The following is a 19,497-nucleotide window of genomic DNA, read 5'->3' on the forward strand; positions in this document are numbered from 1 at the left end:
TTGTCACCACCCGTACCGCCATGGCGGTGGGCCGCGCCGGGCCCGCGCCCGCCCGTGATCGATCCGCAATCGATTCCCTCCTCGTCCGAGACCCGTCAACGCTGGGTGTCGATACGCTCACTGCCCATGTCCGAGACCGACCTGACCTCCACCGAGCCCCGCCCCGTGTACGTGATCGGCGCGGGCCCCGGCGGCCTCGCCGTCGCCGCCGCACTGCGCGCCCGCGGGGTGCGCGCGGTGGTCGTCGAGCGCTCCGGCGCGGTCGGCGCCTCCTGGCGCGGCCACTACGAACGGCTGCGGCTGCACACCACCCGGCGGCTGTCGGCCCTGCCGGGGCTGGCGATCCCGCGCCGGTTCGGACGCTGGGTCGCGCGGGCGGACGTCGTCCGGTACCTGGAGAAGTACGCCGAGTTCCACGAGCTGGAGCTGGTGACCGGGGTCGAGGTGACCCGGATCGAGCCCGCCGCCGACGGGGACGGCTGGACCCTGCACGCCTCCGGCGGACGCCTGCTCGCGGCGCGCGCGGTGGTGGTGGCGACGGGCTACAACCACACCCCGGCGCTCCCCGACTGGCCGGGCCGCGACACGTACACCGGACGGCTGCTGCACGCCCGCGACTACCGCGACCCGGCCCCCTACGCCGGGCAGGACGTGCTCGTCGTCGGCGTCGGCAACACCGGCGCCGAGATAGCCGTGGACCTCGCCGAGGGCGGGGCCGCCCGGGTGCGGCTCGCCGTGCGCACCGCCCCGCACATCGTGCGCCGCTCCACTCTCGGCTGGCCGGCGCAGCGCACCGGGATCCTGGTGCGCCGGCTCCCCGTCCGGCTGGTGGACCGACTGGGGGCGCTCGCGGCCAGGACCGTGCCCGACCTGTCGGCGTACGGACTCCCGCGCCCGGACACCGGCCTGTACAGCAGGGTCCGGCAGGGGGCGGTGCCGGTGCAGGACGTCGGCCTGGTCAAGGCCGTGCGCACGGGCCGGGTGGAACCGGTGGCCGCCGTGACCGCCTTCGACGGAGCCGAGGTGGTGCTCGCCGACGGCACCCGGATCACCCCGGACGCGGTGGTGGCGGCGACGGGCTACCGGCGCGGGCTGGAGGGGCTGGTGGGGCACCTGGACGTACTGGACGACCGCGGCCGCCCCGTCGCCCACGGCGCCCGCGCCCCGCGGAACGCCCCGGGCCTCCACTTCACCGGCTACACGAACCCGATCAGCGGCATGTTCCGCGAACTGTCCCTCGACGCCGTACGCATAGCCAGGGCGCTCTCGCGCCGCTGAGGGCCCGGTCCGCGACCGGCGGGGTGCCCGGCCGGGTTATTCGCTGGCCGCCGCCCGCCGGTGGTGGTCATACTGCCGCGATGGATCCAGTGACCCTCGAGACCGACCGTCTGCTGCTGCGGGCCTTCACGCCCGCCGACGTGGACGCGGTGTACGAAGCCTGCCAGGACGAGGACATCCAGTTCTACACCCCGGTGCCGGTGCCGTACCGCCGCGCGGACGCGGAGAGGCTCGTCGGCGAGGAGCTGCCCGCCCAGTGGTCCGCGGACAAGGACTACACCCTCGGCGCGTTCCGCAAGGACACCGGCGCCCTGGTCGGCTCGTACTGCCTGACCCGCATCAGCCGCGGCGTCTGGGAGCTCGGTTACTGGGCGGTCAGGGACCAGCGCGGACGCGGGTACTCGGTGGAGGCCGCTCAGGCCCTGTGCGACTGGGGCTGGGCCACGCTCGACGTGCACCGCATCGAGTGGTGGGCCATGGTCGGGAACACCGGCTCGCGCGCCGTCGCCGAGAAACTCGGCTTCACCGTCGAAGGGACGCTGCGCAACCGCAGCATCGCCAACGACGGCGAGCCGCACGACTGGTGGGTGGGCGGACTGCTGAGGCCCTGACGCGCCGACGGCGGCCCGCGCGGGGACCAGGCCCCTCAGGCCGGCACGTCCCCACCCCGATCGCGCACCAACGCCGCAAGGGCCGAAATCACCCCTGTACCGTCCCCGGCGCCTCTGCCACCGTTCAAGCACACCACCTCCACCACCTTTCCTGCACTTCCCTGTTCCTGACGGCGCGTCAGTTCAGTAATCTGACTACGCGTCAGCTAGGGACTCATCGAGCAGGGCGGGCGAAGCGATGCTTGGATCTACTCACGGCACCCTCACCACCGACTTCCGCGCACGCGTCGAGGCCTGCGGGGAGACCCCCAGGACGGCCGTCCACTCCACGGCCACCGCCGAGGACCCGGACGCGCTGGACGTCAGCGGACGGCCCCTGCACTCCGACGTGCCCGACCTGGACCGGTTCTTCCGGCCCGAGTCCGTGGCGGTCGTCGGCGCCTCCGACGCCGAGGGCAGGCCCAACACCGGCATCACCCGCCAGCTGATCGCCTGGGCCGAACGCGTCGGCGCCCGCGTCCACCCCGTCCACCCCACCCGCACCACCGTCTTCGGCCTGCCCTGCCACCCCTCCGTGGCCGCGCTGCCGGAACAGGTCGACCTCGCGGTGCTCCTCGTCGCGGACCCGGTCCCCGTCATCGAGGAACTCGCCGACACCAAGGTCAAGTTCGCCGTCGCCTTCGCCTCCGGCTTCGCCGAGACGGGCGACGCGGGCGCCGCCGCCCAGGCCCGTCTCACCGCCGCCGTCCGCCGCTCCGGACTGCGCCTGCTCGGCCCCAACACCAACCTCAACGCCTTCCAGGAGTTCCGCGACGACCTCGAGGGTCCCGCCATCGCCCTCATCACCCAGTCCGGCCACCAGGGGCGGCCCGTCTACACCCTCCAGGAGCTGGGCATCCGCCTCTCCCACTGGGCCCCGACCGGCAACGAGGCCGATCTCGAAACCTCCGACTTCCTCTCCTACTTCGCCGAGCGGCCCGAGGTCGGTGCCATCGCCTGCTACGTCGAAGGCCTCAAGGACGGCCGCGCCTTCCTCCTGGCGGCCGACCGCGCCGCCCGCAACAAGGTCCCCGTCGTCGCCGTCAAGGTCGGCCGCACCGAGACCGGAGCCCGCACGGCCGCCTCCCACACCGGCAAGCTCACCGGGGCCGACACCGTCGTGGACGCCGCCATGCGGCAGTTCGGGGTCATCCGGGTCGACGGGCTGGACGAGCTCCAGGACACCGCCGCCCTCCTGGCCCGCGCCCGGCCGCCCCGGGCCGACGGGGTCGTCGTCTACTCCATCTCCGGCGGCACCGGCGCCCACTTCTCCGACCTCGCCACCGAGGCGGGCCTGACCCTGCCGACCCTCTCGGAGGCCAAACAGGCCGAGCTCCACCAGTGGATCCCCTCCTACCTCGACGTCGCCAACCCCGTCGACAACGGCGGCCACCCGGTGGGCGACTGGCGCGGCCGCAAGATCATCGACGCGCTCCTCGCCGACCCCTCGGTCGGCGTCCTCATCTGCCCGATCACCGGCCCCTTCCCCCCGATGAGCGACCGGCTCGCCCAGGACCTCGTCGACGCCGCCGAAGCGACCGACAAGCTGGTCTGCGTCATCTGGGGCTCCCCCGTCGGCACCGAGGACGCCTACCGCACCACCCTCCTCGGCTCCTCCCGCGTGGCCACCTTCCGCACCTTCGGCAACTGCATCACCGCCGTCCGCGCCTACCTCGGACACCACCGCTTCACCGCCTCCTACCGCTCCCCCTTCGCCGACGCCCCCCGCACCCCCTCCCCCTCCCACCGCAAGGCCCGGGCCCTGATGCGCCCCGGCCAGCAGCTCAGCGAACACGCCGCCAAGCAGCTGCTGCGCGCCTACGGCATCCGCGTCCCGCGCGAGCAGCTGGTGACCAGCGCGGCCGCCGCCGTCCGCGCGGCAGGCCTGGTCGGCTACCCGGTCGTCATGAAGGCCTCGGCCCCCCAGCTGGCCCACAAGACGGAACTCGGCCTGGTCAAGGTCGGCCTCACCTCGGCGAGCCAGATCCGCGACGCCTACCGCGAACTGACGGACACAGCCCGCTACGAGAACGTCCCCCTGGACGGCATCCTGGTCTGCCAGATGATCGAACGCGGCGTCGAAATGGTCGTCGGCGTCACCCAGGACCCCCTCTTCGGCCCCACCGTCACGGTCGGCCTGGGCGGCGTCCTGGTGGAGGTCCTGGGCGACGCGGCGGTCCGCGTACCCCCCTTCGGGGAGGACCAGGCCCGCACGATGCTCCGCGAACTGCGCGGGCACGCCCTGCTGGAAGGCGTGCGCGGGGCACCACCGGCGGACGTGGACGCGCTGGTGGAGGTCGTCCTGCGGGTGCAGCGGATGGCGCTGGAACTGGGCGACGAGCTCTCCGAGCTGGACATCAACCCGCTGATGGTCCTCCCCCGCGGCCAGGGCGCGGTGGCGCTGGACGCGCTGGCCGTCTGCCTCTGACACCGCTACGCGCGCCCCGGCACTCCGCCCCGGACGCCGCTCCTCACACGCCGGCGGGGCGGCCGGAAAACGGACGTGAGGGGGCGGGGACGGGGTGGGGTGCCGTCCGGGGCCACCCCACCGAACCCGCGCCCGACAAGGCAACCCCCCTCCCCGAACCGCCCGGTCAGGGCAGAGGCCCGGGCAGAGACCCGGGAACCGGACCCCACCCCCACAGGAGCCCCGCACCCCATGGACGAGATCCTGCACCGCGTCGAGGCCAGCGTCAGCTGGATCACCCTCAACCGCCCCGATGCCATGAACGCCCTCACCCCGGACCAGCGCGACCGCGTCGTCTCCCTCCTGGGCACCGCCTCCGCCGACCCCGCCATCCGCGCCGTCGTCCTCACCGCCACCGGCAAGGGCTTCTGCGCGGGCGCCGACCTCCGCGGCGGCCCGGTCACCGGCGACCGCGTCGCCGGTGACGTCGCCCGTATGATCCGCCTCGGCGCCCAGCGCCTGATCACCGCGGTCCTCGACTGCGAGAAGCCCGTCATCGCCGCGGTCAACGGCACCGCCGCCGGCATCGGCGCCCACCTCGCCCTCGCCTGCGATCTCGTCATCGCCGCCGACACGGCCCGCTTCATCGAGGTGTTCGTCCGCCGCGGCCTCGTCCCCGACGGCGCCGGCGCCTACCTCCTGCCCCGCCTCCTCGGCCCCCAGAAGGCCAAGGAGCTGATGTTCTTCGGCGACGCCGTCCCCGCCGAGGAGGCCGCCCGCCTCGGCCTGGTCAACCGGGTGGTCCCGGCCGACGGGCTGGAGTCCGCCGCCCGCGCGTGGGCGGAGCGCCTCGCGCAGGGCCCCACGCGCGCCCTCGCGCTCACGAAGCAGCTGGTCAACGCCTCCCTCGACGGCGACCGCGCCACCGCGCTGGCCGCCGAGGCCACCGCCCAGGAGCTCAACATGACCACCCTCGACGCGAACGAGGGCGTGGCCAGCTTCGTGGAGCGCCGCGCCCCGAAGTACCTGGGCCGCTGACGGGCCCGTCCGGCGGGGCGCGCACCCCGCCGGCCGGCCCCCGACCCGCGGCCCCCGCCCCGCGCTACATCCGCGGCTCCGGCCTCAGCAGCGCGAACACCGCTCCGGCCGGGTCGGAGGCCCAGGCGATCCGGCCGACCTCGGGCAGGTCCTCCGCCGGCATCAGCACCGCGCCGCCGTTCTCCTCGGCCGTCGCGACGGTGGCGTCCACGTCCGCCACGTGGAAGTACGGCACCCACCGCGGCACCATCGTCGACGCGCCGCCCGCGCCCTCGCCCTGCGGCGCGACCCCGCCGAAGGACCCTTCCTCCTGGTCCCCGTCGCCGACGCTCAGCACCCGGTACGTCATCCCCGGCGCCTCCATCTCGGCGTACCGCCAGCCGAACACCCCGGTGTAGAAGCGGATCGCGGCGACCGGGTCCGGCACGTGGAGCTCCACCCACACCAGCGTGTTCTCCTCGGAGGCCACTTCGAGCCCGCCGGTCTTCCCGGGCTGCCAGGAGGCGAACTGCGCGCCCTGCGGGTCGGTGAACTGGGCCAGCCAGCCCTCGCCCATGACGTCCATGGGTTCCATCCGTACCCGCCCGCCCCCGGCCCGCACCGCTTCGGCCGTGGCCCGCACGTCGGGGCTCTGGAAGTGCACCATCCACGCCGACCGCGCGCCCTCCTCGGTGAGCGGACCGAGCGCGGCCACGGTCTTCCCGCCGAGCCGGAAGAAGCCGTACCCGCCCGCCTCGGGTCCGGCGGGGACGAACTCCCAGCCGAAGACCGCCCGGTAGAAGGCCGCGGCCGCGCCGGTGTCGGGGCTGCCGAGGTCGAGCCAGTTGGGTGAGCCGGTACGGAAGGCGGTGCCGAGCATGGGGTCCTCCAGCGGGTGGGGCGACACGGTCGCTGGCCACCTTGCCCACGGCTCGCGCACGCGACGGCGTACGGCCGCCCGAGGCCGGGCGGATTCACCCGTACGGGGGTCGCGGGCGGCGCCTCAGTCCCCGAGGGCGAGCCCGACGCCGAACAGCAGCAGCACCAGCAGGCCGGCCACCGTGACGCGGACGCCCCACGCGATCATCGTCAGCGGTCCCGCGTCCCGCGCGCGGGCGTACAGCGCCCCGGTCACCGGCAGCACCGCGAGCCCGGCCACCCACGCCCAGGTCGGCCCGAAGGGCAGCCCGCGCCACCATCCCCCGGCCGCGTACAGCGCGGCGAGGGCCGCTCCGAGCGGGACGGCGAGGGCGGCGCCGGGCAGGCCGGTGCGGCGGCCCAGCGCCCGGGCCGCGGCGGTGACGGGCAGCGAGAACAGGGCCGTGTGCAGCAGCCCGAGCAGCGGGAACAGCACGATCCCGAAGCAGAGCAGGAACAGCAGCCCGAAGGCCCCGCCGTCGGCGGGGTCCCACTCCGGCTGCCGCGAGGCGTGCAGCACCGAGATCCCCAGCAGCAGCAACGGCTGCCCGGCCGCCGGCGCCACCGCCCCCGGCAGCTCCCGGCTCCAGACGGACGCCGCCCCGCTCCGGCCCGCGCCGCGCACGGCGCCCGGTGCGCCCGCCCCGCGCACGCGCGGCCGGCGCACCACGCCCAGCTCCCGCACCTCGTGCGCCATCGCCCCCACCCCTCCCGCTTGAACATGTTCAATCGCCCGGCACCCTACACCCCGCACCCGGTCCCCTCCTCCCGCGCCCGGCCGGGCCCCCGCCCCCCTTCCCATCTGACACTCCGTCAGCTTCAATCGTCGGTGTGATGGGACACGCAGGGATGGCGGCCACCGTCGTCCGATACCTCAGGTCGGCCGGCTCCCCCACCTCCGGCGTGCGGACCGGCGCTCCCCCGGACCCCGCCCCGGGGTACCCCCGGCCCCGCCCCGGCCTGCGGGCCGTCGGCGAGGACGAACGCGCGCCCGTCAGTCCCGCCGAGTTCCGGGCCGTCCTGGGCAACTTCGCGAGCGGGGTCACCGTCGTCACCGCCCCGCCCGCCGACGGCGGGGAGGGCCCGGCCGGCTTCGCCTGCCAGTCCTTCGCCTCGCTCTCCCTCGACCCGCCCCTGGTCACCTTCATGGTGGCGCGCACGTCGGCCACCTGGCCGCGCATCGCCCGCGCCGGGGTGTTCTGCGTCAACATCCTCGGAGCCGGGCAGGGCGGGCTGTGCCGGGCCTTCGCGGTCAGCGGCGCCGACAAGTTCGCCGGGGTCGCGCACCGGCCCGCCCCGGCGACCGGATCCCCGGTGCTGGACGACGTACCGGCCTGGATCGACTGCCGGATCCACGCCGTCCACACCGGCGGCGACCACCTCATCGTCGTGGGCCGGGTCGAAGCCATGGGCGCGGCCGGCGAGGGCGACCCGCTGCTCTTCCACAAGGGCCGCTTCGCCCGCCTGGCCGACTGACCGCTCCCGCCCGGCCCGCCGTTATCCTGCGGTCGACGTCAGGGCGGTGGGGGCATGGGGAACACGTACGGGCCGGGGCGCACCCGGTGGACCGGCATCACCGGGTGGCTGATGGTCGGGAGCGCCGTGGCCGCGCTCCTGTGCGCACTCGTCCGAGTGAGCCCGTACCCGCCGCTGGTGGCGGAGGCCTCCCTCGCCGGCGCCTCCGCCCTCTTCGCCGCGTGCTGGGTGGCGGCGTCCCTGCACGCCCGCCGCGTCCCGCCCGGGGCGGACCTCCGCAAGAGGCCGCCGGGACGGCCGCGCGGACGCGTGCTGCGCGTCCTGCTCGCCTTCGGGGTCCCCCTCGCCACCTTCGCCGCCCTCGTCGTGTGCTTCACCGACACCGGCGAGGTGGGCAGGCGCGCGGAACAGCTGGAACGGGCCGGCTACGACCGCCACGAGGCCCGGATCGTCCGGCTCACCGGCGAACCGGAGCACAACCCGGCCACGGACGACGGCAACGCGTACTACAGCACCGACGTGGTCCTCAGCGTGCCGTACGAGGGCGGCTCCCGGGACGTCGCCGTCGCGGGCGTGACCACCGGCGAACGCCCGGAGCCCGGCACCACGGCCGAGGTCTGGTTCGCCCCCGCCCACCCCGAGGTCGGCGTGGGCACCTCGCCCGCCCGCCCCGCGGCCGGCCGGCTGATCGTCGTGATCTTCCTGTTGGTGCTCGGCCCGTGGCCCCTGATCGCGGGCGCCGCGATCAAGTCGTACATGGAGCCGGGCGCCGTCGAGCGGATCCGCCGCTTCGACCCCGGCACGCACCTGCCCGCCCTCGGCCTGCTGCTCCTCGGCGTGGCCGCGCTGCTGCCGCTGGCCCTGGACGTGCCGGTGGCGGGTTCCACCCGCGCGTGGGCCCTCCTCGCGCTCCCCGCGCCGGCACTGGCGCTCACCTGGACGGCCCGGCGCCTCTAGCGGCCCGAGTCGGGGATGTGCCGCCCGCTCGGGGCTCCGCGCCACCGGCGGGACGACACCCCCGGACTCCGGATCCCGGACGCCGTACGCACGCTCCGGGCCGCCCGGATCAGAACGTGAGCACCCCGCGCGCGACCCGCCCGTGGCGGGCGTCGTCCACGGCCTTCGCGAAGTCCTCCACCGGGTAGACCTCCGTGACCAGTTCGTCCAGCAGCAGCCTTCCCTGCCGGTAGAGCGCCGCGTAGAGCGCGATGTCGTGCTGGGGGCGCGAGGACCCGTACCGGCAGCCCATGACCGTCTTGTCCAGGTACAGGGAGGACACCAGGAAGGACGCCTCCTCCTTGAAGCCGGGCACCCCGAGCAGCACCGCCTGCCCGTGCCGGTCGAGGAGGTCGACGGCCTGCCGGATCAGCTTGACGTCGCCCACGCACTCGAAGGCGTGGTCCGCGCCCGTCGGGAGGACCTCCCGGACGGCCGCCGAGGTGTCGGCCGCGGCCGAGGCGTCCACGAAGTGGGTGGCGCCGAACTGCCGGGCCACCGCCTCCTTCGCCGGGTTCGCGTCCACCGCGACGATGACCGCCGCGCCCGCGATCCGGGCGCCCTGGATGACGTTGAGCCCGATCCCGCCGGTCCCGATCACGACGACCGTCTCACCGAGGCCCACCTTCGCCCGGTTGAGGACCGCGCCCACGCCGGTGAGCACCCCGCAGCCGATCAGCGCGGCCGAGGTCAGCGGGACGTCCTCCGGGACCTTCACCGCCTGCACGGCCTTGACCAGGGTCCGCTCCGCGAACGCCGAGTTGGAGGCGAACTGGAACAGCGGCTTCCCGGCCCGCGAGAAGGGCCGGTCCGGCATCCCGATCGCCTTGCGGCACATCGTCGGGCGGCCCCGGTCGCAGTCGGCGCAGGTCCCGCAGTTGGCGAGGGTCGACAGTGCCACGTGGTCCCCCGGTGCCACGTGCGTCACCCCCGCCCCCACGGCCTCGACCACGCCCGCGCCCTCGTGCCCGAGCACGACCGGCGGCGGGAAGGGGATCGTCCCGTCGATGACCGACAGGTCGCTGTGGCACAGCCCGGCCGCCGCCATCGCGACCAGCACCTCCCCCGGCCCCGGGTCCCGGACCTTCAGGTCCCCGACCACCTGGGCCTGCTTGCCGTCGAACACGACACCTCTCACCTGGGCTCCTTAGGCAGGCCGAGCACCCGCTCGGCGATGATGTTCCGCTGGATCTCGTCCGAGCCGCCGTAGATCGTGTCGGCCCGGGTGAACAGGAAGAGGCGCTGTTCCTCGTCGAGCCCGTCCTCGTACGGGTCCCCCCGCGCCCAGAGCCCGGGCCCGGCCGTCGCGGCCGCACCCCGTACCTGGACGGCCAGTTCCCCGAGCCGCCGGTGCCAGCCGCCCCACAGCAGCTTCGCCACGCTGGGCGCCCCCGCACGGCCCGCACCGCCCGCGGCTCCGGCGGCTCCGGCGGCCCCGGTGGTCCCCAGCGTCCGCAGGGCGTTCCAGCGCATGGTGCGCAGCTCCGCCCACTGCCGTACGAGGCGTTCGCGCAGGACCGGATCCGGCGCGCCCGAAGCCGCGTACGCCCGGACCACGCGCTCCAGTTCGGCGGCGAAGCCGATCTGCTGGACGAGGGTGGAGACGCCGCGTTCCAGGGCGAGCAGGCCCATGGCGACGGCCCAGCCGTTGCCCTCGCCGCCGACGACCTCCCGCGCGACGGCCCCGTCGAAGAACACCTCGTTGAACTCCGCCGTCCCGGACATCTGCCGGATCGGCCGGACCTCCACCCGGCCCGGCTGGTCCATGGGGACGAGGAGGAAGGACAGCCCCCGGTGGCGGCGGGAGCCGGCCTCGGTGCGGGCCAGGACGAAGCACCAGTCGGCCTCGCGGGCCAGGGAGGTCCAGATCTTCTGCCCGGTGACGCGTGGCAGCCCGTCGGCGGTGTCGCGCACCGCGGTCGTGCGCACCCCGGCGAGGTCGGATCCGGCGCCGGGCTCGCTGTAGCCCTGGCACCACAGCTCCTCGCCGCGGGCGATCGGGGGCAGGTAGCGGTCCTTCTGCTCGCGGCTGCCGTAGGCGATCAGGGTGGGGGCGAGGAGGTTCTCGCCGATGTGGCCGACCCGGGCGGGGGCGCGCTGCGCCGCGTACTCCTCGGCCCACACCACCTGTCCGGTGAGGGAGAGCCGCCGGTTGCCGTAGCCCTCCTCCTGCCAGCCCTGGCCGATCCAGCCGCCGCGGCCCAGCTCGCGTTCCCAGTCGCGGCGGATCGCGGCGCCTTCGTGTTCGCTGCCCGGTCCGCCGAGGCCGGCGGCCCGCGCGTACGGGCCCACGAGGTGCCCGGTGAGCCAGGCGCGGGCGCGGGCGCGCAGTTCTTCGTCCTCGGGTTCGAAGCTGAAGTCCACGGCGCTCCTTCTCAGGCGTTGGGCCGGTCCTTGGCGGCGGCGGCCTTGGCCATGGCTTCGAGCTGGGCGAGCATCGGCATGGGGTCGGTGCCGACGGTTCCGGGGAGGAAGTCGGCGATCTTCTCGGGGGTCCAGGTGCCTTCGGCGTACGCGGCGCGGAGTTCGCGCGGCTGGGCCCAGACGGCGATCTTGGGGCCGGCGATCGTGTAGACCTGCCCGGTGATGTCCGCGGCCTTGGCGCGGTCGCTGAGGAGGTAGGTGACGAGCGCGGCGACGTCCTCGGGCTCGCCGATCTCCTTGAGTTCCATGGGCACGTTGGCCGACATCCGGGTCCGGGCGACGGGTGCGACGGCGTTGGCGGTGACCCCGTACTTGTTGAGGCCGAGGGCGGCGCTGCGGACGAGGGAGATGATCCCGCCCTTGGCTGCGCTGTAGTTGGCCTGGGCGACGGATCCGGCGTGGTTGCCGCTGGTGAAGCCGATGAGCGTGCCGGAGCCCTGCCGGCGCATGACGGCGGAGGCGGCGCGGAAGACGGTGAAGGTGCCCTTGAGGTGGGTGGCGAGGACGGGGTCCCACTCCTCCTCGGACATGTTGAACAGCATCCGCTCGCGCAGGATCCCGGCGACGCAGACGACGCCGTCGAGGCGTCCGTACTCGGCGAGGGCGGTGTCCACCACGCGCTGACCGCCGGCCATGGCGGAGATGTCGTCGGCGACGGCGACGGCCTCGCCGCCGCCGGCGTGGATCTCCTCGGCCACGTCCTGCGCGACCTCGCTGGTCGGTTGGCCGCCCCCGATCCCGACCCCGTAGTCGTTGACGACGACCTTGGCGCCCTCGGCGGCGGCGGCGAGCGCCACCGCCCGGCCGATGCCCCGGCCCGCGCCGGTGACGGCGACCACCTTGCCTGCCAAGAAGTTCCCCACGGCCGACCCCTTCCCGTGTTTTCTGACGGACCGTTAGATTCTATGGCCAGTCGGATCCCTTCACACAAGCCCCGCGCCCCTAGGAGCTGATGGCCGGTGACCCTCCCTCCCGAGTTCCACGACATCGCCGAGCGCGTCAACAACTGGGGCCGCTGGGGCGCCGACGACGAGATCGGCACCCTGAACCTGATCACCGACGAGGTGGTGCGCGCCGCCGCCGCGGAGATCCGTACGGGCCGCCGGGTCCCCCTCGCGCTCCCCCTGAAGGAGGACGGCGTCCAGGCCGGACTCATCCCGGGCCGGGTCAACCCCCTCCACACCATGGTCCAGATCAACCAGGAGCTCTTCGGCCCGGGCACGGTGGCGTGCAGCGACGACGCCGTGACGATGGGCCTCCAGTCGGCCACCCACTGGGACGCCCTGACCCACGTCTCCCACTCGGGCCGCATCTACAACGGCCGCCCGGCGTCGACGATCACCGCGCACGGGCGCGCGGAGTTCAGCGGCATCGACAAGGCGCGGCACATCGTCTCGCGCGGCGTCCTGCTGGACGTGGCCCGCGCCAAGGGCCTGGACCGCCTCCCGGGGGACCACGCGGTCACCCCGGAGGACCTCGCGGAGGCGGAGGAGTTCGGCGGCGTCACGGTCCGCGCGGGCGATGTCGTCCTCGTCCGCACCGGCCAGGTCCAGGTCTACCTGGCGGGCGACAAGCACGGCTACGGGTTCCCCTCCCCCGGCCTGTCCGTCCGCACCCCGCGGTGGTTCCACGCGCGGGACGTGGCGGCCGTCGCGAACGACACCCTCACCTTCGAGATCTTCCCGCCGGAGATCGAGGACCTCTGGCTGCCGGTGCACGCGCTGGACCTGGTCGAGATGGGCATGCACCAGGGCCAGAACTGGAACCTGGAGGAACTGTCCACAGCCTGTGCGGAAGAGGGCCGGTACTCCTTCCTCCTCTCCGCCATGCCGGAACCTTTCGTCGGCGGCACCGGCACCCCGGTGGCCCCGGTGGCGGTCCTGTGACCCGCCCCATCACGCCACGGCCGGCGAGCCGGGCTGGAAACGCCGCCCCGCCAGCAGAAACGGTGCATTGACCACACACCTGATCGGATACGCCTGTGCCACCCGATGCTGGTGCACACAGCAGTTATCCACACAAGAGCCGCAACCCGGCCGAATCACCCCTTCATGCACCCGACCGGACTTCGGAACGATGAGTCCCGCGACTCCCAGACCGCCGCCACGAGCGGCGTCCACCTGGCTGCCGAAGACGAAAAGGGGAACACCCATGTCACCGCGCAAGATCCTGGCGATGATGACCGCGACCGCGGCCCTGATGGCGGGCCCGGTACTGACAGCCGAAGCCTCCACCTCGACCGCCTTCTCCCAGCAGACCCGCGCCGCCGGGCTGACGGCCCCGCAGGCGGCCGAACTCCAGCAGCGCGTCGACGCCGTCCTGGCGTCGGACCCGCGGGCCCGCCAGATCTCCGCGAACAAACTGACCGTCGCCGGCGGCGAGCTCGTCGTCAGGGCCCCCGGCCAGACCGAGACCCGCGACCTGGCGGCCCCGGACACGGCGCTGGCCTGCAACAGCGGCCACCTGTGCATCGTGGACGGCCGCGGCTACGCCTACGACTACTACCGCTGCGGCTACTACGACTTCAACGGCATCGGCGACGGCACCTTCAACAACAACCAGACCTCCGGGACCCGGGCCCGCTTCTACAACTCCGACGGCAGCGAGCGCTGGTCGCACGTGGCCAAGGGCACCGGCACGGCGTCCTGGACCCCGGTCTACCACATCCGCCCCTGCTGACCCGACCTCCGACCGGGCCGCCCGCACCCCGCCCCACCGGCGGCGGCGCGGGCGGCCTTCGCGCAGGCGGCCCCCTCACGCCCCTGCCCCGAAGCCGAACCAGACGACCTTGACGCGCTCCCCCGCCGCCGGAGCCTCCTGCGGGCCACCGCTCGGGCGCGCGGTCGTAGACGTACACGAGGGCCGGGTGCCGGTCTCGAGCCCCGCCCTCGCCTTGCCTCGGCTACGACAGCGGCATCCCCGTCAACGCCGAGTCCCGCCACCTGCCCGAGCACGTGCCCGGGGTGCTCCCGGACCGGGCGCGCCGGGCCGGGGCCGTCGTGGGCGCCTCGTACGCTGCATCCGTACGCGACGCACAGGAGGCGGCCGAGATGACCGGTACGACGACGACCGCCGAGGTGCTGGCGGAACTGGCCGCGCTGGAGGACCCGAGGATCCGCGCCGTGAACGAGCGGCACGGCGACGACCACGGCGTGAACCTCGCCAAGCTGCGCGCCGTCGCCAAACGCCTCAGGACGCAGCAGGACCTCGCCCGCGACCTCTGGGCGACGGGCGACACCGCCGCGCGGCTCCTCGCCCTCCTGATCTCCCGCCCGAAGGCGTACGGCCGGGACGAGCTGGACGCCATGCTGCGCGGGGCGCGCACGCCCAAGGTGCAGGACTGGCTCGTCGGCTACGTCGTCAAGAAGAGCCCGCACGCCGAGGAACTGAGGGAGGCCTGGTTCGCGGATCCGGACCCGGTGGTCGCGAGCGCCGGCTGGGCCCTGACCACCGACCGGGTGGCGAAGCGGCCCGAGGGACTCGACCTGGCCGGGTTGCTGGACCTCATCGAGGCGCGGATGAAGGACGCCCCGGACCGCCTCCAGTGGGCGATGAACCACTGCCTGGCCCAGATCGGCATCGAGCACCCCGAACACCGCGCCCGCGCGGTCGCCATCGGGGAACGCCTGGAGGTCCTGAAGGACTACCCGACCTCCCCGGGCTGCACGTCCCCGTACGCGCCCGCCTGGATCGCCGAAATGGTCCGCCGCTCCACCACCCGCTGACCCCTGTCCCGGCTCGAGACGTCGACAGCTGTCAGGCCGGGGTCACCGGTACCTGCAGTTCCGTCACCCAGTCGTCGCGGTTCTCGGGGCATTCCAGGTTGACCTCGCGGGGGTAGCCGCTCGACAGGTAGCCGTTGGCATCGATCCAGCGGGCCAGGGTCTGGGCGGTGGGGAGCACGGTGTCCATGGAACCGCGGTGCACGATGGTCGCCGCCTGGTCGAGGGACGGCAGGTCGTGGACGCGGAAGACGCCGTTCTGGAGAGGTGCGGACACCTGGACGGCGGCATGGACGGTGATCCTGCCGCCCCCCTCCGGGGCGTCCTCGTAGGAGGCGACACCGGGGCCCGTGGGGCTGATGCCCGCCGCTCCCAGGTACCGGAACAGCTCCTCGTAGAGCGGCCCGACGACCGGCCCGATGTCCGCCGGCTCGTAACTCGCGGCGGTCGCGGTCAGCTCCGCCACCCGGACCGTGGGGACGCTCTTGATGACGACGTCGTTCGTGGGCATGTGCCCCTCGCTCTCGATCGCTCGGAGCCTCGCCTCGACCTGCGCCATCCGCCTTCGTGCGGCGGCCACGGCAGTCTCCAGTTCGGCCTGCCGCAGCCGCAGCATGCCGCGCAGTTCCTCGGCGCCGACCTTCTCGTCCACGATGTCCCGGACCTGCTGGAGGGTGAATCCGAGGTCCTTGAGCGCGATGATCCGGTTGAGGCGGGCGAGCTGCGCGGCGGTGTAGTGGCGATAGCCGCTGGCAGGGTCGACGTGGGCAGGGCGCAGCAGACCGGTCGCGTCGTAGTGACGCAGCATCCGGACCGAAACGCGGCCGTGCCGGGCGAAGTCTCCGATGGTGAACATGATGTCTCCGAGCTGACCACCTGACACGGTGTGAGGGTCAAGACCGACCGGGGTCAGTCCCCCAGCGCGGCCCTCGCCGCGCTGGGCGCGAGTCCCGGGGACCCCGTGGCGGGACGGCCGGTGCCGGATGCGGCCGCTGGGGCGGGGGCATTCGAGGAGCTGGCGCTATTCGCCCACGCATGACAGCCCCACCCCCGCCGCGTACGCCGCCAGGTCCTCCGCCGCGCCCGTCGCGCCGCCCGCCCAGGCCACGTAGCCGTCCGGGCGGATCAGGAACACGCCGTCGCCGTACGCCCCGTACGCCGGGATCCGGACCGTGCGGGCGCCGGTGAGGGGGCCCGGCTCGGCGGTGCCGACCGTGAGCAGGGTCCAGTGCGGGCCGCGGAAGGCGTCGAAGAGGCGGGTGCCGCCGCGGTGGCCGTCCGGGGCGCGGTCGCCGGCCTGGAGGGCGTCGGCCGGGAGGCCGGGGCGGGTCTCCACCGCCAGGGAGGAGTCCCGGTAGCCGAGGCCGAGCTGGCGGGTGGCCGCGCCGCGGCGGGCCTCGCCGCGGTGGATGCGGGTCGACAGGCCGAGCATCTCGGCGGCGACGGGCATCCGTTCCTCCTCGTACGTGGCGAGGAGGGTCTCGGGGGCCGCCCCGCTCAGGACCGCCGCGAGCTTCCAGCCCAGGTTGTACGCGTCCTGCACGCTGGTGTTGAGGCCCTGCCCGCCCGCCGGCGAGTGGACGTGCGCCGCGTCGCCGACGAGGAAGATCCGCCCCTCCCGGAACCGGTCGGCCATCGCCGCCCGCGGCCGGAAGTCCGACGCCCAGCGGACCTCCGTCACGGCCTCGGCGGACACGTGCGTGCGGGCGGCGATCAGGGCCCGGACGGCGGACGGCGAGAGGTCGACGGGGCCGTCGGTGTGCGGGAGCGCGGCCGTCACCTGGAAGTCCCGCGTGCCGGCCAGCGGGCAGAGGGCGAGGAAGCCCGCGCCTCCGGCCGGCGGGAAGACGTGCCAGTGGTCGCGGTCGAGGCCGGTGATGCGTACGTCGGCCACCAGCATCGGCGCCGGGTCGACGGTTTCGCCCGTCATTACGATGCCGAGCGCCCGCCGCACCGTGGAGCGGCCGCCGTCGGCGGCCACCGCGTACCGCGCGCGCACCGGGGCGCCGGAGGCGAACTCGGCGGTCACCCCGTCCGCGTCCTGCGTGATGCCGGCCAGCTCCCGGCCGAAGGCGACCTCGCCGCCCAGTTCGGCGAGCCGTGCCAGCAGGATCTCCTGGGTGCGCCATTGCGGGACCATCCAGGGTTCGGCGTAGGGGGTGCCCTCGTCGGCCGTCGCGGTCTCGTCGGGGTCGAGGATGGCGTGCTCGCCCACCCGTACGCCGTCCTGCCAGATCATCCCGACCGGGTACGGGCCGCCCGCCGCGCGGACCGCGTCGTAGACGCCGAGGTCGTCGAAGACCTCCAGCGTGCGCGGCTGGATGCCCTTGCCGCGCGAGCCGGGGAAGAGCCCGGCGGAGCGTTCCACGACGAGTGCGCGGACGTCGCGGCGGGCGAGGTCGACGGCGAGCGCCAGGCCGGCGGGACCCGCGCCGACGATCAGTACGTCCTGGTTCATCCACTTCTCCTTAACGCTGTTAAGCAGCTGCCGACGAGCGTGCCCTTAACACTGTTAAGCTGTCAAGCGTGGCTACCCGCAGAACCCCCAAGCTGGACAAGAAGCAGGCCGTGGAGGCCTCCCTCCGCCTGCTGAACGACCTCGGCCTCGACGGGCTCAGCCTGCGCGCCATCGCCAAGGAGCTCGACGTCCAGGCACCCGCCCTGTACTGGCACTTCAAGAACAAGCAGGAACTCCTCGACGAGATGGCGACGGAGATCTACCGCCGGATGACCGCCGGCGCCGGCGCCGCCCTCCCCCCGGACCTCCCCTGGCAGGACCGCCTCCTCGCCGCCAACCGCCGTCTGCGCGCCACCCTGCTGCGCTACCGCGACGGCGCGAGGGTCTTCAGCGGGTCCCGCTTCACCGGCACCGAGCACGCCGTCTGGCTGGAGGAACACCTGCGGGCGCTCACCGGCGCCGGGTTCACGCTCCCCCAGGCCGTCCGCGCCACCACCACCGCCTACCTCTTCACCCTCGGCTTCGTCACGGAGGAACAGGGCGTCGAGCCGCTCCCCGGCGAACGCCGCGAGGGCTACGACGTCGCCGAGCGCGCCGAGCGCCTCGCCGGCTTCCCGCTGTCCGCCGAGGCCGGAGCCGACCTCTTCCAGGACTACGACCAGGGCTTCGAGGAGGGCCTGCGCCTCGTGATCGCCGGCATCGAGGCCCGGTACGCCCCCCGCCCCGGCGGAACCGCCCGATGACCGGACGCGCCTACGGCTTCCTCGTCGCGGCGGAACCGGACCCGGCCGCCCTCGGACCGGTACTCGACGCCGTCTTCGCCGTCGGCGAGGGCGCCGTCGAGGTCGGCCTCGAGGGAACGGACGAGGGCTGGCGGTGGGACACCCCGGTGCAGTGCGGGATCACGTGGTCGGAGCCCGGGGACATCTCCTGCCGGCTCCTCCTCTACGCCGGCCCGGCCGTCCCGGACCCGCCGTCCGACGAGGCCGTCGGACGGGCCCTGGCCCGCGGGCTGGGGACGGCGGTGCTGACGGACCACCCGGGCACGCCGTGGCTCTACCGCGTGTTCACCCCCGGCGGCGGGTCCACCTGGGCCGCCATCGGCGACGGCGACGGCGACGGCGGAACCGACGGCCCCGCCCTCCGCGTCACCGTCACCCAGGCCCGCGTCGAGGCCTTCCCCGACGCCACCGTGCGCGGACTGCCCGAGGCCGTGCGCACCGTGCCCTGCGCACCTGCGGACACCGACCGCCGCCTGTGGCACTGGGCCGACCTGATCGGCCGCATGGAGGCCGGGTGGACGCCGCTGCGCTGGTACGGGGCCGACATGTACGCGGAGGACCTCGACGCCCGGGACGCGCTGCGCGACCTGGAGGGCGACCCCCGCCTCGAGGCCCTCGACGCCCGCTTCCGGGCCGTGACCGTGGACGACGGCGGCGAGGAGACCGGCGCCGACCCGGCGACCGCGCCCTGGTACCGGCTCCGGCGGCCCGCCGTCCTGCCCTGGCGGGTGCTGGCGCCCGCGGACCCCGACGCCGCCGACCGGCTGTGGGAGTGGGTCCGTGACGGCGCCTCGGGCGGGGAGGACTTCATGGGACTCGACTTCGGCGGTGCGGTCCTGGACGGCGCCGACCTCAGCGGCTCCTGGGCCCACGACGCCCGGCTCACCGGCGCCCGCCTGGTCGGAACCTGCTTCTCCCGCGCCCACCTCAAGGGCGCCGACCTCAGCGGCGCCGACGCCACCGGCGCCTGCTTCGTACGGGCCGACCTGGACGAAGCCGTCCTGCGCGGCACCGTCCTCGACGGCGCCGACCTCGTCCGGGCCGGACTGTACGAGGCCGACGCGCGCGGCGCGAGCCTGCGCGGCGCCCGCATCCTGGGCGCGGCCCTGCTGGGGACCGACCTGCGCGGGGCGGACCTGAGCGGCGCGGTGCTCCGGGAGAACGGCTTCAAGGTGGTCCTGGACGACAGCACCCGCGTGACGGGCCTGACCGGAACCGTCTTCGGCCCGGCGGAACACCTCGCCCCGGACGGCACCCGCACCACCCTCGCCGGGACGGCCCTGGAGGACTGGATCGCCGCACGCGGAGGAACCGTACGCGTCATCCCACCCCGCGGGCCCCGGCCCTGACCCGGAAAACCTGCGGGTGG

At 74.5% G+C, this 19,497-nt stretch carries 18 protein-coding genes; 11 read left to right on the plus strand and 7 right to left on the minus strand.

The features are described 5' to 3' along the window. The first annotated feature begins 126 nt into the window (after nt 1–126). The 4 genes from ACZ514_RS18415 to ACZ514_RS18430 all read left to right on the plus strand — a co-directional run bounded on the left by ACZ514_RS18415 (nt 127) and on the right by ACZ514_RS18430 (nt 5,373). Nucleotides 127–1,278, plus strand: a complete 1,152-nt coding sequence (locus ACZ514_RS18415; protein ID WP_468171150.1) for a flavin-containing monooxygenase — start codon at nt 127–129, stop codon at nt 1,276–1,278. Between the two features lie 80 nt (nt 1,279–1,358). Then, the gene (locus ACZ514_RS18420) at nt 1,359–1,889 is read left to right on the plus strand and encodes a GNAT family N-acetyltransferase (RefSeq protein WP_469125154.1); all 531 of its coding nucleotides are present in this window, start codon (nt 1,359–1,361) and stop codon (nt 1,887–1,889) included. Between the two features lie 238 nt (nt 1,890–2,127). Further along, nucleotides 2,128–4,356: an acetate--CoA ligase family protein gene (locus ACZ514_RS18425; protein ID WP_468699827.1), complete on the plus strand. Its 2,229-nt coding sequence runs from the start codon at nt 2,128–2,130 to the stop codon at nt 4,354–4,356. A gap of 231 nt (nt 4,357–4,587) precedes the next feature. Further along, entirely contained in the window at nt 4,588–5,373 is a 786-nt protein-coding gene (locus tag ACZ514_RS18430) for an enoyl-CoA hydratase/isomerase family protein (RefSeq protein ID WP_469125155.1), read from the plus strand. A 64-nt stretch (nt 5,374–5,437) separates the two neighbouring features. On the opposite strand, the gene ACZ514_RS18435 is transcribed toward ACZ514_RS18430, so the two are convergent. Together ACZ514_RS18435 and ACZ514_RS18440 are read right to left on the minus strand one after the other, a co-directional pair. Further along, a complete protein-coding gene (locus tag ACZ514_RS18435; RefSeq protein ID WP_468171561.1) occupies nt 5,438–6,232 on the minus strand; it encodes a VOC family protein in 795 nt (264 codons plus the stop codon). Between the two features lie 123 nt (nt 6,233–6,355). Beyond that, nucleotides 6,356–6,967 carry a hypothetical protein gene (locus tag ACZ514_RS18440; protein WP_469125156.1) on the minus strand — a complete coding sequence of 204 codons (612 nt, stop codon included), beginning with the start codon at nt 6,965–6,967 and terminating at the stop codon, nt 6,356–6,358. Nucleotides 6,968–7,119: 152 nt separating this feature from the next. On the opposite strand from ACZ514_RS18440, the gene ACZ514_RS18445 reads away from it, so the two are divergent. Continuing rightward, on the plus strand, nt 7,120–7,746 hold the full coding sequence (locus ACZ514_RS18445; RefSeq protein ID WP_468171558.1) for a flavin reductase family protein: 627 nt from the start codon (nt 7,120–7,122) through the stop codon (nt 7,744–7,746). Between the two features lie 54 nt (nt 7,747–7,800). Beyond that, nucleotides 7,801–8,703: a hypothetical protein gene (locus ACZ514_RS18450; protein WP_468171135.1), complete on the plus strand. Its 903-nt coding sequence runs from the start codon at nt 7,801–7,803 to the stop codon at nt 8,701–8,703. 109 nt (nt 8,704–8,812) lie between these two features. Here ACZ514_RS18450 and ACZ514_RS18455 read toward each other — a convergent pair whose 3' ends face one another. Genes ACZ514_RS18455 through ACZ514_RS18465 form a run of 3 tightly spaced genes read right to left on the minus strand, consistent with a single transcriptional unit; the run spans nt 8,813 to nt 12,029 of the window. Beyond that, nucleotides 8,813–9,880 (minus strand): Zn-dependent alcohol dehydrogenase, encoded by a 1,068-nt coding sequence (locus ACZ514_RS18455; protein ID WP_469125157.1) that lies wholly within the window; start codon nt 9,878–9,880, stop codon nt 8,813–8,815. Next, entirely contained in the window at nt 9,877–11,106 is a 1,230-nt protein-coding gene (locus ACZ514_RS18460) for an acyl-CoA dehydrogenase family protein (RefSeq protein ID WP_469125158.1), read from the minus strand. Before ACZ514_RS18460 ends, ACZ514_RS18455 begins: the two co-directional genes overlap by 4 nt. 11 nt (nt 11,107–11,117) lie before the next feature. Further along, complete coding sequence (locus ACZ514_RS18465) at nt 11,118–12,029, minus strand: SDR family oxidoreductase (protein ID WP_468171126.1); 912 nt, start codon at nt 12,027–12,029, stop codon at nt 11,118–11,120. Nucleotides 12,030–12,125: 96 nt separating this feature from the next. Here ACZ514_RS18465 and ACZ514_RS18470 point away from each other — a divergent pair, with 96 nt between their 5' ends. The 3 genes from ACZ514_RS18470 to ACZ514_RS18480 all read left to right on the plus strand — a co-directional run bounded on the left by ACZ514_RS18470 (nt 12,126) and on the right by ACZ514_RS18480 (nt 14,891). Then, nucleotides 12,126–13,052, plus strand: a complete 927-nt coding sequence (locus ACZ514_RS18470; RefSeq protein ID WP_469125159.1) for a cyclase family protein — start codon at nt 12,126–12,128, stop codon at nt 13,050–13,052. 265 nt (nt 13,053–13,317) lie between these two features. Continuing rightward, entirely contained in the window at nt 13,318–13,845 is a 528-nt protein-coding gene (locus ACZ514_RS18475; RefSeq protein WP_469125160.1) for a hypothetical protein, read from the plus strand. 371 nt (nt 13,846–14,216) lie between these two features. Further along, nucleotides 14,217–14,891, plus strand: coding sequence for a DNA alkylation repair protein (locus ACZ514_RS18480; protein WP_469125161.1), 675 nt, complete (start codon nt 14,217–14,219; stop codon nt 14,889–14,891). 31 nt (nt 14,892–14,922) lie between these two features. Here the strand turns inward: ACZ514_RS18480 and ACZ514_RS18485 are convergent, their stop codons facing one another. Both ACZ514_RS18485 and ACZ514_RS18490 read right to left on the minus strand, forming a co-directional pair. Then, nucleotides 14,923–15,744, minus strand: coding sequence for a MerR family transcriptional regulator (locus tag ACZ514_RS18485; RefSeq protein ID WP_469125162.1), 822 nt, complete (start codon nt 15,742–15,744; stop codon nt 14,923–14,925). Between the two features lie 165 nt (nt 15,745–15,909). Then, the gene (locus ACZ514_RS18490) at nt 15,910–17,346 is read right to left on the minus strand and encodes an FAD-dependent monooxygenase (RefSeq protein ID WP_469125163.1); all 1,437 of its coding nucleotides are present in this window, start codon (nt 17,344–17,346) and stop codon (nt 15,910–15,912) included. A 68-nt stretch (nt 17,347–17,414) separates the two neighbouring features. Here ACZ514_RS18490 and ACZ514_RS18495 point away from each other — a divergent pair, with 68 nt between their 5' ends. Both ACZ514_RS18495 and ACZ514_RS18500 read left to right on the plus strand, forming a co-directional pair. Continuing rightward, nucleotides 17,415–18,089 (plus strand): TetR/AcrR family transcriptional regulator, encoded by a 675-nt coding sequence (locus ACZ514_RS18495; RefSeq protein ID WP_469125164.1) that lies wholly within the window; start codon nt 17,415–17,417, stop codon nt 18,087–18,089. Then, the gene (locus tag ACZ514_RS18500; RefSeq protein WP_469125165.1) at nt 18,086–19,477 is read left to right on the plus strand and encodes a pentapeptide repeat-containing protein; all 1,392 of its coding nucleotides are present in this window, start codon (nt 18,086–18,088) and stop codon (nt 19,475–19,477) included. The genes ACZ514_RS18495 and ACZ514_RS18500 overlap by 4 nt, the downstream gene beginning before the upstream one ends. The last annotated feature ends 20 nt before the right edge of the window (nt 19,478–19,497 follow it).

It is taken from the genome of Streptomyces sp. NPDC034086 (assembly GCF_055575515.1).